General features: G+C 48.6%; 13 protein-coding genes. 4 read left to right on the top strand and 9 right to left on the bottom strand.

The annotated features are described in order from the left end of the window. Positions 1-574 precede the first annotated feature (574 nt). From M0L20_RS25255 to M0L20_RS25245, 3 genes are all read right to left on the bottom strand, one after another. Entirely contained in the window at positions 575-2341 is a 1767-nt protein-coding gene (locus M0L20_RS25255) for a glycosyltransferase family 39 protein (RefSeq protein WP_248479913.1), read from the bottom strand. 76 nt (positions 2342-2417) lie between these two features. Further along, on the bottom strand, positions 2418-2801 hold the full coding sequence (locus tag M0L20_RS25250; protein WP_248479912.1) for a hypothetical protein: 384 nt from the start codon (positions 2799-2801) through the stop codon (positions 2418-2420). Positions 2802-2813: 12 nt separating this feature from the next. Next, positions 2814-3554, bottom strand: a complete 741-nt coding sequence (locus M0L20_RS25245) for a class I SAM-dependent methyltransferase (protein ID WP_248479910.1) — start codon at positions 3552-3554, stop codon at positions 2814-2816. Between the two features lie 592 nt (positions 3555-4146). Between M0L20_RS25245 and M0L20_RS25240 the strand changes: the two genes are divergently transcribed. Further along, positions 4147-5685, top strand: coding sequence for a SulP family inorganic anion transporter (locus M0L20_RS25240; RefSeq protein WP_248479909.1), 1539 nt, complete (start codon positions 4147-4149; stop codon positions 5683-5685). Between the two features lie 184 nt (positions 5686-5869). On the opposite strand, the gene nhaD is transcribed toward M0L20_RS25240, so the two are convergent. Both nhaD and M0L20_RS30375 read right to left on the bottom strand, forming a co-directional pair. Further along, positions 5870-6961, bottom strand: coding sequence for a sodium:proton antiporter NhaD (gene nhaD / locus M0L20_RS25235; RefSeq protein WP_354004286.1), 1092 nt, complete (start codon positions 6959-6961; stop codon positions 5870-5872). Positions 6962-6973: 12 nt separating this feature from the next. Continuing rightward, positions 6974-7165, bottom strand: a complete 192-nt coding sequence (locus M0L20_RS30375) for a hypothetical protein (RefSeq protein WP_354004276.1) — start codon at positions 7163-7165, stop codon at positions 6974-6976. A 907-nt stretch (positions 7166-8072) separates the two neighbouring features. Between M0L20_RS30375 and M0L20_RS25230 the strand changes: the two genes are divergently transcribed. Then, positions 8073-8210 (top strand): hypothetical protein, encoded by a 138-nt coding sequence (locus M0L20_RS25230; RefSeq protein ID WP_248479908.1) that lies wholly within the window; start codon positions 8073-8075, stop codon positions 8208-8210. Positions 8211-8665: 455 nt separating this feature from the next. Here the strand turns inward: M0L20_RS25230 and M0L20_RS25225 are convergent, their stop codons facing one another. The 4 genes from M0L20_RS25225 to M0L20_RS25210 all read right to left on the bottom strand — a co-directional run bounded on the left by M0L20_RS25225 (position 8666) and on the right by M0L20_RS25210 (position 12068). Beyond that, positions 8666-9106 (bottom strand): VapA/VapB family virulence-associated protein, encoded by a 441-nt coding sequence (locus M0L20_RS25225; RefSeq protein ID WP_248479907.1) that lies wholly within the window; start codon positions 9104-9106, stop codon positions 8666-8668. 119 nt (positions 9107-9225) lie between these two features. Beyond that, positions 9226-10848 carry a hybrid sensor histidine kinase/response regulator gene (locus tag M0L20_RS25220; protein ID WP_248479906.1) on the bottom strand — a complete coding sequence of 541 codons (1623 nt, stop codon included), beginning with the start codon at positions 10846-10848 and terminating at the stop codon, positions 9226-9228. Beyond that, positions 10812-11177 carry a hypothetical protein gene (locus M0L20_RS25215; RefSeq protein ID WP_248479905.1) on the bottom strand — a complete coding sequence of 122 codons (366 nt, stop codon included), beginning with the start codon at positions 11175-11177 and terminating at the stop codon, positions 10812-10814. The genes M0L20_RS25220 and M0L20_RS25215 overlap by 37 nt, the downstream gene beginning before the upstream one ends. 90 nt (positions 11178-11267) lie before the next feature. Further along, positions 11268-12068, bottom strand: coding sequence for a hypothetical protein (locus M0L20_RS25210; protein ID WP_248479904.1), 801 nt, complete (start codon positions 12066-12068; stop codon positions 11268-11270). A 439-nt stretch (positions 12069-12507) separates the two neighbouring features. Here M0L20_RS25210 and M0L20_RS25205 point away from each other — a divergent pair, with 439 nt between their 5' ends. Both M0L20_RS25205 and M0L20_RS25200 read left to right on the top strand, forming a co-directional pair. Further along, the gene (locus tag M0L20_RS25205) at positions 12508-12663 is read left to right on the top strand and encodes a hypothetical protein (RefSeq protein WP_248479903.1); all 156 of its coding nucleotides are present in this window, start codon (positions 12508-12510) and stop codon (positions 12661-12663) included. Positions 12664-13478: 815 nt separating this feature from the next. Beyond that, the gene (locus tag M0L20_RS25200) at positions 13479-14477 is read left to right on the top strand and encodes a S41 family peptidase (protein ID WP_248479901.1); all 999 of its coding nucleotides are present in this window, start codon (positions 13479-13481) and stop codon (positions 14475-14477) included. Positions 14478-14709 lie beyond the last annotated feature (232 nt).

Here is a 14709-nt window from a genome sequence, read left to right as displayed (position 1 = left end):
AGATGGTGTTTAGCTCATTAATCGTTTATAGGGAGTCTACTCTAGCAAATGTATTGCTGTGGCACGCTTCATTTTGTACAAATCGACAAACGGCCTAAAACCGGGACAGTAGGAGTAAATCAATCGAAGCACCTCTTCAACGGTCACTCAATAGTGTATTTTCAATAGATTGAGCGAACTCGCAGTAAGTAGACTAGTGAAAAGGGTCATTAAACACGATTGCATAAATTCCCAAATGTCTCCCGGGGACCTTTCTTCACCTATTTATACTCCCCTGCCTCTACCGATTAGGGATTTGTCCAGCCTGCTTCCTGTGCTTGGTTGAGGATACCGCACAGAACCCATGGTCATTAATAAGGACTCCCTGAGTGGATCGCGATCCACTTAGTCTCACGAGCGAGCGATTTGTGAGATAGAATAATTTGAAGCGGTCAGTAGAATTCAGCCCCTTTCAACATTGTCCCTTTTCTTCAAGGCGGAACGATCAGTAGCCTTGTATTCCACCAGAACGCAAGGCTACTGATATAGCGATAAATTTACGACTTCTTCCAGAAGATAACTGACAAAACAAGCGTCAATACCGGTAAAGGCTACCCTTCAGATCGAACAGCTTCAGCCGTTGGCCAGATCGTTTCACCAGAATGATTTTATTTGCCTGGGTTGTGTCCATCCGCTGGATATAGGCAGCATCCTTGGGCAAATACATATTTGTCAACTGAGCATCTTGAATCGAATAAGGCCAGTACGTTTTTTCGATCTCGTCTCGAGGCTGTAACCGAACAGAAGGATACAGAATCGTATCGCCAGGCGAATAAGCCTGTTGTATTTTTTGAGCCGTCAGGTAATAGGGGTTGGCCCCCCGAGGCCTGGCAAAGTACGTGTATTTGGGGGCTCGGTCCTGGTAGATGTGGTATAAAAGCCGGGTCACGTAGTACGACTGGATCAGCAGCACAATGCCGAGAATTCCCTTCAAGAGGTTAGGGGCCGTTACTAACTGCTGGAGCGTTAGAGCAACCAGGATAACCGAGAAAGGAAAGGAAAAACCAGAGTATCGCTGGGTGATACCATACGTGTGACCGTTGCGGAAAGCCATCCCGATCAGAAATAGAGTGGGAACCAGAGCGAGCAAAATGACAAAGACTAACAGCGCCAAATGCCCTTCGGCCGCTTGTCGGCGCATAGCCAGCAACAGTAGATACGCCAACGAAGGCAAGGCCGCTGTCACCACATACTGAAGTGTAGGGACGGCAACAAATGGAAGGGGGGCAATCAGAAGCAGCCCGTACAAAACAGGGACCCAGCGCGGTAAGGGTCGTTGTTGGTAATACTGCGCCAATATCCAGGCGGCAATCAGGCCAAAAAACAAAGCAAGCGCCAGATAGCGAACCCCCAACGCATCGGTTTGCCCCAGCCCGTTGGAGATAATAAACAAATCGGACCAGATTGGTAACGACCGTTGAGCCACATTAATCAGTGTGGCGGGTAGGACGACACCAAAACCGCTTGTGTAGGGGTTGGTCAGGGCAATCGTGCGGTAAAACTGCGCCTGATAAGCAAGCGTTTGAAATGTGTACGTCCCCCCACCGAACAAAAACCAGAGCGATACCAGCGCTACACCAGTTAGGCCAGTAACCAGAAACGGTAACCAAGTACGCAGGGGACGGACAAAAAGCAGCGCATAAAGGCCATGACACAAAAAGACTGTGATGGTCAGGTAATGCGAGAGTAAGGCAACGACGAACGTTAGACCGTAAGCCAGCAGGAGCTTGGCGCTGGCTTGGCCGGTTTGTTTTCGTTCCACAATCAACAGAAACAGATGAGTGGCCAGCAACGTCAGAAAGAAGCTCATCGAATAATTGCGGGCCATGTGGCTGTAAGCAATGAAAAAGGGCTCAACAGCCGTCAGCAAAGCACTGATCAAGGCCAGACGTTCTGAGCCAAAGTGTCGGCGGACAAACACAAATACCAGCCCGGCCAGGAGCGTGCTAAAAAGTACAGAGGGAAAGCGAATAGAAAAATCGCTTAAGCCGAATAGCTTTGTCCACAACCACAGAACCGCGTAGTAGCTGGGGCTGTTGCCAATGTCGCCCCGAATGTTAGCGGTAATAAAATCAGCAAGAGTCTTTTCTTTCCAGAATTCCTGGGGCGTAAAATAGGGCTTGCCTGGCGTAAAGAACACATCCCGCTGGTTGGCTCCCTCCATGACAACCCCCTGAGAGATAACTAACGTGTACTTTTCATCCAGGTAAAGGCCATAGGTACTTGAATGATAGAGACGTAGCGCGAATGCCACAATTAGAAGCAGCCCTAGGCGTATTGCCGTTCCTTTGTTAATACTCATAAATAGGTAAATTAAAAGCCTCGTACCGCTTTCTTAATAGCACGATTTTCCATCTTTCGAAAACCTTGACAAGAACTCATTTAGTCAAGGCAAACCGATGCAAACGTATAGTATACAGATCCAGCGAGTAGTCATTACCCCCCCCCTCAGCCTCTACTTCATCCAGCAGCAGTTGTTGGCGTGATTGACTCGTCCTGGCTTTGGTTTCAAACAGCAGCTCAGCTTCAAGCCAATCAATGGCTTGGCCTAGTTGGTGCGCCTGATTCGTAATAATCGTCAGGATGCGGGCAACCTCATGGCGGTCGCCCGTAGCCTGAATCAATTGAACCAGTGCCTTTGCGTACGGAATTTGCTCGGCAGGCGACTCGCTTAGGGAAACATTGGAAACCAGCAGATCGACAATCCACTGGGCTTCGCTTTCCTCCATCAATCCAATAACCATAGATAATCCAATAATCATAAACGGATGGGGCTAGACAGGCTGCTTCGTTTCGGTTCGTGAACAGCCAATAATGAACTGAGCTGCAAATACGTGTTTTAGCAGGGGTATTTTTTCCAGAAAGGGTTGAACAGCATAAATAAGCTTGGCTGGTAAAGTGGGAAAGAAAAAGGGAACGTACCCCACATACTCAAACGAGTGAATTTGGCCGCCGGCCTTGCCGATCCACCGCTTCAATTCCCACTGAAAAAATGATTGTTCCTCATGCTCAATGTGGTAGCGGGAGGTGCGCTCAATAACCTTTAGAATGGGGTTGTTGCCGTTAGGCTCCATAATGATTAGGTTATCCGATAGCTTGAAAGCATTGGTAATGGCTTTCTGCTGATCAGACAAGTGATGCAAAACACCCCGGATGACGGCTACATCGTATTTTTTGGCAGGAATGGGTAACTGATCGTCCAGCAAATTGATCGTCTCGAAGTGTACGGATGGGTAATTACGCTGCGCTATTTGAATGGCTGATTCGGCCGGGTCAAACCCGTATACCTCCAACTGGGGGAAGTTTTGTTTAATGTTATGCGTGTACATTCCGTCGCCACAGCCAATATCAACCAGTGTTTTATAGCTGGGTTTGATGAGCGCAAAGATCGCGTCGGAGATTCGCTTGTTGGCCACGAAGGAGGAAAACTGGGCATTGGTGGTATACAGGAAGCCACCGTTCTCGTGCACATTCCGGTTGAAGGCCTGCACGTTCTTCTTGAGCGTTGTATTCATATGATAAAAAGTAATGGAAGCGTATAGCATCCCGATACGTTCGGAACGGAATAGCAGTGCGTAACGCTACCGGCAACCGGTAGGCATCATCGAAAAAATAAAACATAGGAAAGCTCCCCGGCTCCTATAGTGTAAGCCGTGTGATGGTCTGACCAGGAGAGGGTCAGTATGAGTTCATCAGGGGGGAGTAAGTTGCAGCATAGTTGTGTACGTAACGGCAAAGATTAAAAAAGGGTTAAAGAAATACGAGAAATTGTCAGAAGATTACGCAATTTCTCTAGCTGGCGGCTCTTTTTCAGGATAAATCCAATACGCTATTTACTTATTTTGTGTCGAGCAGAACTTGATAAGCGAAATCCTTTTTGATTTCCTTTGGCGGATCCATCTAGGTCAGCGTGTTACTATTCAGTCTGGAGGAGCCTGGCTGGCTTATCCTGAAAAAAGGCTTATCTTTACCCCATGCTAGTCTATCGCTCGCTCTATCCAGTTACTCCCCCCTGATTGCCATTCTCTGCTTAACGTAGTGTATTCTTCCCGCATGGGCTGATTTTGTCGGCTCCGGGTCATTTGTTGGCTTTTAGGTTCTGGTAACATGAAACAGTATTTGAATTTATTCGATTTCTCCCAACCCATTAATTACAAAACCGAGGTGCTTTCCGGGATGACTGTTGCCCTCGCCCTGATTCCCGAAGCCGTCGCCTTTGCCCTGATTGCGGGGCTTTCGCCCCTGACAGGACTCTATGCTGCCTTCACCATTGGCTTGGTAACTTCCATCTTAGGCGGTCGTCCGGGTATGATTTCCGGAGCTACAGGGGCCATTGCCGTCGTCATCGTTGCTTTAGCCAAGTCACACGGGGTCGAGTACGTTTTTGCTACTGTCGTTTTAGCCGGGTTGATTCAGATTCTGGCTGGACTGTTGCGGCTAGGCAAATTTATTCGGCTGGTGCCACACCCAGTTATGTTTGGCTTTGTCAATGGACTGGCCCTTGTCATCTTCCTTTCCCAGTTGGATCAGTTCAAGATGGCCGATGCCGTGGGTACGTTGCACTGGATGACGGGCACACCGCTGGTCACCATGGTAGGGCTAGTTGGATTGACAATGCTCATTATTTGGGGCCTACCGCGGCTGACCAAAGCAGTGCCGTCATCACTGGTAGCAATCATTGTCGTATCGCTCATCGCTATTAGTCTGGACATCGACACGCGCACGGTGGGCGATATTGCTTCCATCCAGGGCGGTTTTCCACCGTTTCATATTCCGCTCCTGCCATTTACAGTTGAAACGCTGTCAATCATCTTTCCTTATGCCGCCATTGTGGCCGGAGTGGGCCTGATTGAAAGCTTGCTGACCTTGAATTTAATTGATGAAATTACCAATAGCCGGGGATGGGGTAACAAAGAATGTGTAGCCCAGGGCATCGCCAATGTGACGACAGGCCTGTTGTCGGGCATGGGCGGGTGCGCCATGATCGGCCAGAGTCTGATCAATATTTCCTCCGGCGCGCGTGCCCGTCTGTCGGGCATGGTAGCCTCGGTCATGCTGCTGGTCTTTATTATGTTCGGTGCGTCGATCATCGAAAAGCTACCGATGGCTGCTTTGACGGGCGTGATGATTATGGTGGCGATTGGCACCTTTGAATGGGCCAGTCTAAAAACGTTCGGCAAAATGCCCTGGCCAGATGTACTGGTCATGGTTGTGGTTTCAGGAATTACCGTGTTGTTGCACAATCTGGCGCTGGCGGTTCTGGTTGGGGTCATCTTCTCGGCGCTAGTCTACGCCTGGGAAAACGCCAAGCGCATCCGTGCCCGCAAATACGTCGATGAAGCCGGGGTGAAGCATTATGAGCTGTACGGACCACTGTTTTTTGGCTCGGCAATGGCTTTTCGCGAAAAGTTCGACATAGCCAGTGACCCTGGCGAAGTGGTTCTAGATTTTCGGCAGAGCCGTGTCGCCGATATGTCCGGGATTGAAGCCTTGAGTAAGCTCACGGCCAGTTACCAGCAGGCCGGCAAGGTTGTTCATCTGAAACACCTCAGCGCCGACTGTCGGCGGCTGTTAGCCAATGCGGCCAGTATCATTGAGGTGAATATTTTGGAAGATCCGAGCTACAACGTAGTAGTTGATGAGTAAAGTCATTAAAAATAAAGAGGGGCAATGAGTTCCCTCTTTATTTTTAATAGGCTAGTGAGTGATCTAAAATACGATCATCTTCCAAGTAAGAACACATACGAAGTCCATCTACGTTAATTTAAAGCGCCTTATTGGAGATTTGTGCAGCAATAGATAGGACCATCACGTCATTATCCCTTGTGCTCTAGTGGCTTACCGCATAAGCGGCCAAATAAACTATGCCACCCCCTAGATAACCCAGCAGCGCTGAACCACTGATCCGACGTAGATACCAACCAAATTCCAGCCGTTCCATGCCCATGACGGCCACCCCTGCCGCTGAGCCGATCACTAACAAGCTGCCCCCGGTTCCAGCGCAGTAAGCCAGAAACTCCCATAGTTTATGATCGGTAGGATAGGTCTCTAGATCATACATACCCATCGCGGCCGCCACAATCGGTACATTATCAACTATCGCCGAGGCAATACCGATGATGCCCACGATTATATCCAGATTATCCACCGATTCATTTAGAGAAGTGGCGACCTGCTCTAGGATACCTACCGATTCCAAGTCCCCGACCGCCAGTAGAATACCTAGAAAAAACAAAATACTGGGCACATCAATTTTGCTCAACGCATAAGCCACTGAAAAGCGCTGACGGTCCTGCTCGTCTTTATCAGCATGAATAAGCTCCGAAACAACCCAGACTAGACGCAGCGCTAACAACATAGCCGTATAGGGTGGCAGATGGGTGATGGATTTAAAGATGGGCACCATGACAATAGCCGTTAAGCCTGCGGAAAATACCACTCGTCGATCACGCCGGGCCAAGGGAGTAATGTAGGGACGGCTGGTGAACTCCTGCTCCATGCCATCCTGTTTTTTGGCTTCAGGTCTGATGCTGAAACACAACACAATAAGCGGCACCAGTAAACATATTACACTGGGTAAGAACAATTCACTGATAATGTTGGCCGTCGTCACCTGCCCACCGATCCACAGCATCGTGGTTGTTACATCACCAATTGGCGAGAAGGCCCCTCCGGCGTTGGCCGCAATGATGATCATACCCGCAGTCAATTTACGCTGCTCAGCCTGCCGCACTAGATTGCGGGTAACTGAGACCATCACCAAGGCCGATGCCAAATTATCCAGTAGCGCTGATAAAATGAATGTCAACCCGCCAATGGGCCATAATAAAATGCGGGGATTGCGGGTAGCAATGCGGTCGGTAATGATGGTGAAGCCCCCGTGAATGTCGATCAGCTCGACAATAGTCATGGCCCCCAGCAAAAAGAACAAGATTTAGGCAATCTCGACCAGGTGATGACTGAGCGCTTCCAGAACCGGCTCCGGGCCGGGCACTGCAAGAATATAGGTAGTCCAACAAAGGATACCGGTAATGAGCGCAGTTGCTGTTTTATTGACTCGGATCGGATGTTCTAATGTAATCAGCCAATAGCCTAGCAAAAACACGACAACCAGTGTAGTGACCATAGCGCAGGGGTAAAGACGACAACAAAGGATTCTTGTCCTCTTATGAGTTTAAGATTAAAGGGGCAAGTTAGGCAATCAAGCTTACAGGAGCTTTGGTGCAGGATTAGAAAAACCTTAGAGTAATTTAGGGAGTCTTTGATGCCTTATTAAACGCCCGAATTATAGACATTCCCTCGTCTTAAGTAGGAGCAATTGGTGAGATTTGAATGGTTGCTTTTTGTTGACCGGTTGGTTGAGATATTGACGTTCTTCGACCAAATACCCTTAATTTTGGCGTTGTCTGAAGCCGTGCTTAGCCTAGAGTTTCTTGGTTTGATTATTCCATACGACCTCCTACAACACGCTGACGTTTGAAATAACAAAAATCCATTATAGCCGTTCTGCGCACGGCCAGTTTCAAAACAACCAAATGCGATTCCTCTCACTAGCCATAACACTTGCTTTCTTTTTGATTTTCAGCTTATGGACAGGCTAACCCGGATAGACTTAAAATTGAACGCTTGACTGGCGATTTTTATGTCTATACGACTTATAACAACTATGAGGGAGACAAAATACCAGCGCATGGTATGTACCTAGTCTCTGATGACGGAATTGCGTTGTTTGATACCCCTTGGGATACGACCCAGTTTCAGCCCTTGCTAGATAGTATCAAAACTCGACACCATAAAAACGTGGTCATGTGCCTGGCTACTCATTGGCATAGCGACCGAACGGAAGGACTTGCGTACTATAAGCAGCAAGGCATCAAGACATATACCACTTCTCGAACGGATGAGTTAAGTAAAAAGAACAACAAATTTTTAAAACGCCCGAATTAGGGATACTCAAATCTTTCCTTGTCTCACTAAGGAGCATTATGACAATACGTCTAATTTTCACTAACAGTACTCTTGGTTTGTAACCAATGGCTGCTGTTTTCCGCATCGGCTTTATCCGTCAGCCATCCATAGCCTACGCTGAGCACAAAAAAGCCTGCCCTCAATTGGGAGCAGGCTTTCCGTTTCTATCCACATCAATCGATTCATCCGAAATGAACCAATGATGCTGGCAAGATAGAACAAGAACTCATGGACCAGAAAGGTCTAGGCGACAACTCTCTGCTTTTGGTACCTACTGGTCAAAATAGGCAACGAATTGGTCAGTTCTCTATAAGGCGAAACTTGGGAAACCTGCCTACTTTGAGATTTAACGGCTTTTAAGAGTGTTAATAAGCCCAAAAACTGAGAGTAGTCAAAGCTAAAAAAGTAGCCAACAAGGCTTGTTGATACGAAGGGGAGAAAAGCAAAAACCAGGGAGACAGAAAGATTAACTACATTTATAGTTAATAGCTACTATTGATCGCTCTATGCGATGAGTGACTGTTGTTTAGCCAATTAGTGATAGCTTTTCAACCTAAAAGCCTGGTTGATAGCCAAAAATTCTAAAACAGGGAGAAGATTTGAAGTACTATTCCCTGTTTTAGAATGGGCACTTATTAGCGTACATTGTGACTCTAAGTTATGACCAAGAACCTTTTCCTCCTCCTGTTCCTAACACGGTCGAGACGCTACCTGACTGAAAACTGCCCAGGAAGTTACTGTGGGAATCAAAGAAATTCAAGTTAGTGTAAACGGGAGTAGCATTGAACTGAAAGCTAACCGTATCTCTGTAAAGCCGGTCAATATCGTCGGTATAAACATCACCAAATAGTGCTCCGCCCCCTGGTGATGAAACCCCACCTGCATTCCCCTCAAACGATTTACCGTTGGTAACATCAACCCGAAACTTGAGATAGAAGATCATGCTAGCTACGCTCCCTGTTGCCGGATATCGGTTTGTAGTAGTTAGCAGCTGGTTAACGGCACTATCAACAAGTGCTGGTTCAAGTATTCCCTGAAGTTGTGTTCGAAGATCGTTTGCCAATGTCTGCTTGTCGACAGCGTTTTTTTCAGTTTCCATGATGATAAGTTAATTAGTAGAGTTAAGGTTTAACTTCATCAAAGTTCCTACTAAAAACAGCATTGGAAACGGTCATAAATACCTGTTTATTAAAACAAGCAATTTAAGAGATTTAGGAATTACGCCAACCCTACGTTGTTCGGGTCCTTATCGAGTAAATCTGTGAGCATTTTTGTAAGCGCTTCCAAATCCACTGGCTTCACCAAATACCCGTTAAAACCCGCTTCTCTGCTTCGTTGCCGGTCTTCTTCTTGGCCATAACCCGTTAAGGCAATAATCACCAAAGCCTGACCCCAAGCTTGCTGGCGAATGAACCGACACGTTTCATAGCCATCCATACCTGGCATACCAATATCCAGCAGAATGGCCGAGGGCTGTAAACTTTCGGCCGCTTCAATGCCCGACTGACCACTAGTCCGGGTGTGGGCCTCATAGCCTTTCAGTTTTAACAGCATCCCTAAAGTAAACCCCGCATCGGCTATATCATCGATCACTAAAATGCGCTTGACTGCGGCTGGGTTGGTAACCGGTGGCGTAGCGGTAGGGATTGGTTCAGCAGCCGCAACCAGCGTTGGGAGATGAACCGTGAAGGTGCTGCCTTGGCCGACACCCTCACTCTGGGCCTCCACTTGCCCCCCGTGCAGCTCCACCAGCCGCTTCACCAACGTCAACCCCAAGCCTAAGCCGCCCTTGGAGCGAGCCGTCGAGATGTCCACCTGCACAAACAACTCAAAAATGGCTGACAGTTGATCAGCCGCTAAGCCAATGCCGTTATCCCGCACCTGCAAGATGGCTTGCTGGCGCTGGTGACTCAGACGGACCCACACCTGGTCCCTATCCCCCGTATACCGAGCGCCATTGGTTAACAGATTGGCCACCACCTGGCTCAGCCGGGTGACATCCCCTTCCAGGTAGATCGGATCGGTGGGTAGCTCAACCTGCAAACGCTTTCCTTGCTCCTTATAGAGCGAACGTACAGAGTCAACGGCCTGGCTCACGATCTCCACCAGATTGACCCGCTCTTTTTTAAGCTCAATCTTACCCCGGCTGATGCGGCTCACATCCAGCAGGTCATCCACCATCCGCACCAGATGATCCGTCTGGCGGTTCATCATCAGGACCGTGTGGCTGCTTCGTTCATCGTTGGCATCGACGTGCCGCAGGATTTGCAGTCCCGAGCGGATGGTAGACATGGGATTGCGTAGTTCGTGGGCCAGCATGGCCAGAAACTCGTCTTTGCGCCGGTCGGCCTGTTTCAGGGCTTCTTCCGCTTTCGCCCGCTCCACCGCTGTCCAGGTGCGTTCGGCTACGTCTTCGATCAGTTGGATCTCATCGGCTCGCCAACGACGGGGCGTCGAGTTGATGGCGACCATCGACCAAAGCGGCTTGTTTTCCCCTTTACGCAGCGTTGCCGCCACCATGGCCCACATTCCTAACCTGGCGCTGTTTCGCTTTTCGGTTTCCGATAAGCCCTGTCGCTCAAAGTTATCCTCGATCACCAGGGTTTGGTCGAGTATCGCTTTAGAGGCCTCGGGATATTCAGACAGATCTAAGCGTTGGGGCAAAGGCGGTACGGTGTCATTGCCGATCTGGTAGTCGAGTAAGGCGATATGTTCATCCAGATAATACGAAACGATATAACTACGATCCAGTCGCAAGTGGGCGATCAGCCCTTCGAGGGCACACTGGGCTACCGCGTCGGGGGTTACTTGCTGTCGCAGCTGGTCAGAGAACTGGAGCAAAACGCCTGCCTCTGTTCCCGTAATTTGTGTTCGGTGATGTCCCGGAAAACTGAGGTAATCAGCCGACTGCCTTGGCCCCCGATGCGGCCATAAAACGTACTAATCCAGCGGTCAAGGTCCGCACTATAGGCTTCCATGCGCACGGGCTCACCCGTTTGATAAACCCGGGTCATCGCATCCGGCCATGCCTGCTCCAGATGGGGCATCAGCGGATGGCTGGCCCGTTTGCCCACCCATCCGCTGATGCCTGCATTGCGTTCAACCCCCGCATTGGCCTCCCGCCAAATCATATCCGTGACACGCCCCTGCTGGTCGGGAAGGACTTCCACGATGGCTAAGCCGTTATCAATCGACTTAAAAATGGACTCGTATTTGTCGGTGGCTCGTTGCGCTACTTCATCTTTTAGATGAAGGACTTCCTACTCGGCTTGTTTTTGGTGGCTAATGTCTCGGGTGGTCATAGTGACGCCATCCTCGGTTTTGACCAGCGCCTGATAGAACCAGCCATCAAACTGCTCATGGGGGTAGTACTGCTCCTGTTCGTAAGCGACCCCGGTTTGGACGACCTGGACCATATGCTCAAAAACGCCCGTCGGCACCACGCCAGGATTTTGTTTCAGCAGTCTTTTACCGATCACTTGCCCGTTTTGGGCAACGGCTTTCTGGTTATTCATCACCCAGACAAAGTCCAGGATCTGGCCAGCTTCATCCCGCACGGCGTTGAAGACCTGAATCACATCCAGGGGGCTATCAATGACCGATTGCAAAAACGTCTGGCTTTGCTGAAGCTGCTCTTGGGCCTGCTTGCGAGTGGTAATGTCGGTCGTTGTGGTGACGACCCCATCATTCAACTTGACGGCCGATTGATGAAACCAGCCATCAAACTGCTCGTGGACATAGTGCTTTTCGTAGTGCTGGGGCTCACCGGTTTCCATCACCTGTTTAAAGGCGGCAAAAATACCTTCTTCCATTACCCCGGGCTGGCGTTCAAGCAGGCTTTTACCCACCACATCGCCGTAGATGACCTGGGCAGCATGGTTATTGAGGATCCAGGTAAAATCAATAATCTCTCCGTGTCCATTTCGTACCGCTTCAAAGACCTGAATCATGTCGGTGGAAGCGTCCAGCGTAGCGCGTAGTAACTGCTGGGTGGCCTGTAAGTCGTGGGCCTGCTGGTTGGCGTTTGGGTCAGCGCTTGCTGCAGATAAAAGGTCGTTCATTACTAAAAAGCAGGGTGCTTTTTAGTAATGACTAAATGGGAAGATAAGCCTATAGGTCGCCTAGTTCGTTCGAAGAATTAGGTAACGATCCAGTTAGCAGCCCTAGGTTATCCTGCTTGCTGTTCAAACGCCTTATAGGGAACGCTCATCCAGAAACGCTCGTCCTCGTCTCAATGGGGAGGGTATTTTAAACTGGTCTTTTCGTACTACACTTCCCAAAGTACGAATCTCACTTCACTATCAGCTTACGGCCGTTCCCTAACTACTAGTAGACAAAGTGGCAATACTTAGTCTGCAATAACCTACTTTTAAAAGGTACTATTCTACACGGGCTATGGATGTGCAATGGTTGCGTGAACACGCTAATCACTTGAAAGTGCATCTAATACATTTTAAACAAATGCATCAGATGCTCGAAGGATTTTATCAGCAATAGCTTTTGCATATCCATGATCAGGCGGTAAAGTCCTCGCTGATGGAAACCTATAGCATCCATTTGGATCGGCAGCAAAAAGCCATTCAGCACATGGCCCAACTCTATCAACAAGCCCTTGATCAACTAGCGCTCATAGAAGCCAGCTCCAACCAAGGATGACTACTCAATCTGTTTATGATCGATTGCTACACCTGCGGTGGTGCCATTGTTACCAGTGGAAGAATTTGCTGAATGAAGAGCAGGAAGCTAGGCGGCACCTGGAATAGTAGCACCAAGAGCAGTTACATCAAATTCCTGAAGCCCAGAAATGGACTAAGGTAGGCCCTGTATTACACGATCAATTGGTTAGCTTAAGCGTGTTGCGTCAAGCCCAGCAGCAGAAACGGTCGGAACTCAAGGCGTCACAAGTTCAACAGATACATCTGATTGAGGAGCAGTTGGCCCAGCAGGTTAAGGTGAATCGAGTTGTTGAGTTTGAGCATCTGTCGGTTTTAAGACGACCCTAAGCGAGTTTCTTTATTGATAGCTTGCTGCTTCACAGATAACCATTCGTGTTCTCAAGTGGTGTATTTACCATTTCGTACTTTTCTTATTAAAGTATGAAAATCGCTACTTGATTACCCTGCAAAACCTCCTTAAAACTCATTAATTGAGCATTTTATGAGAAATGACAAAAAACGGTTATTTCGCAATCGGTTACGCTTGCCTATCCAATGATTGTACTTTTCTCCGTCAAGATGTATAAGGTATGTGGCTACGATCCGCCGCGCGGTTGCAAAAGTCTCTAGACTACTTGCCTAAGCCCCTATCTCGCCTAATAACGGGTGGATTTTAGCTCTGAGATGTGCCAGATGTGGTTGATGACGTTTTGCAACTATAGTAGCCCAACCTAGCCACCCTACTTATTTAACAAGTTTAACTAGTATAGAGTAGCAGCCTTTTACTTCTTGACTCAACCGGCTAACTATACAATAATGACCCATCCGTTCGCAAAGTCAACGCTCTTTCCTGTCTTTTTCCTTTTGCTCGTCTTATCGAGCTGTACTAAAGAAGAGCCTAAAGCTACTTCGGCTCAAGCGCAGGCTTATATCGCTGAACTAATTGGCCTGATGAGTAAGTATTCAACCAATCGAAACAAGATTGATTGGCAAGTCTTTGCCGGTAAAGTCAATGCGAAAGCTCAGGGCGCTCAGACTATTGCCGATACATATCCCGCAATTACTTTAGCCTTAACGCTTTTAGAAGATAATCACAGCTCTTACACGGCTGCTACAGGCGGAACAGTCTTGTATGGATCAAGAACACTCAACTGCACGGACTTTGCCCTCGTGGCTGTTCCCCCTACCCCCCGCATCGGCTATATCAAAGTAGGTCATACAGGAGGCATTGATGCGAATGGAGTTAAGTACGGGCTGTGGGACATCGAGTATGCCCAAGCGCTTCAGGAAGCCATCAAAGCAGCCGATAGTGATCAATTGGTGGGATGGATTGTTGATTTACGCGGGAACCGAGGGGGAGAACTCTATGGTATGTTGGCGGGCATCGGTCCTATTCTGGGAGAAGGGATAAGTGGCTACTTCAAGTATCCCGATGACACGTACGGTTCCTGGGGCTATCAGGATGGCACCAGCTTTCTTGATAACAACGTGATCGTGCGCTTACCAACGCCTTACCAGCTTAAAAAGTCGAATCCTAAAGTGGCGGTGTTGACTAATCCTGAGACCGCTAGTTCAGGGGAAGGCATTGCAATTGCCTTCAAAGGCCGAGCCAACACCCAGAGCTTTGGCTTGCCTACCTGTGGTGTTTCGTCGGCCAATGCCCCTATCAAACTAAGTGATGGGGCACGGCTTACCTTAACCATTGGTGTGGTGGCTGATCGCACAAAAACGGTGTATGGTCATTCGGTACAAGCTGGCGAATTATTATCGGGTGTAGCAGCAATCGAAGCAGCCATTCGCTGGCTCAATCAGTAAGCAATTAACCGTTTGGGTATTTTGCAACCGCGCGGCGGACCGTAGCCATATCATATATACAGCAGAATTGGTATAATTTGTTTATCTGCTCAGTTTACGCGTTCTACTCCTAAATCATAATCAACCTTGAAATCGCTTCGTTTACTCTTAGCATTACCTGTTCTTACTTCTAGCTTGTTCCTTGCCGCGTGTAAGAAAGAAGAAACCCAACCGCAAACTGCCTTGCCTGCCA

Source organism: Spirosoma liriopis, from assembly GCF_023196085.1.
GTDB lineage: Bacteria > Bacteroidota > Bacteroidia > Cytophagales > Spirosomataceae > Spirosoma > Spirosoma oryzicola.
Note: the sequence above shows the minus strand (reverse complement) of the source record. Positions and strands in the feature narration are given on the sequence as shown.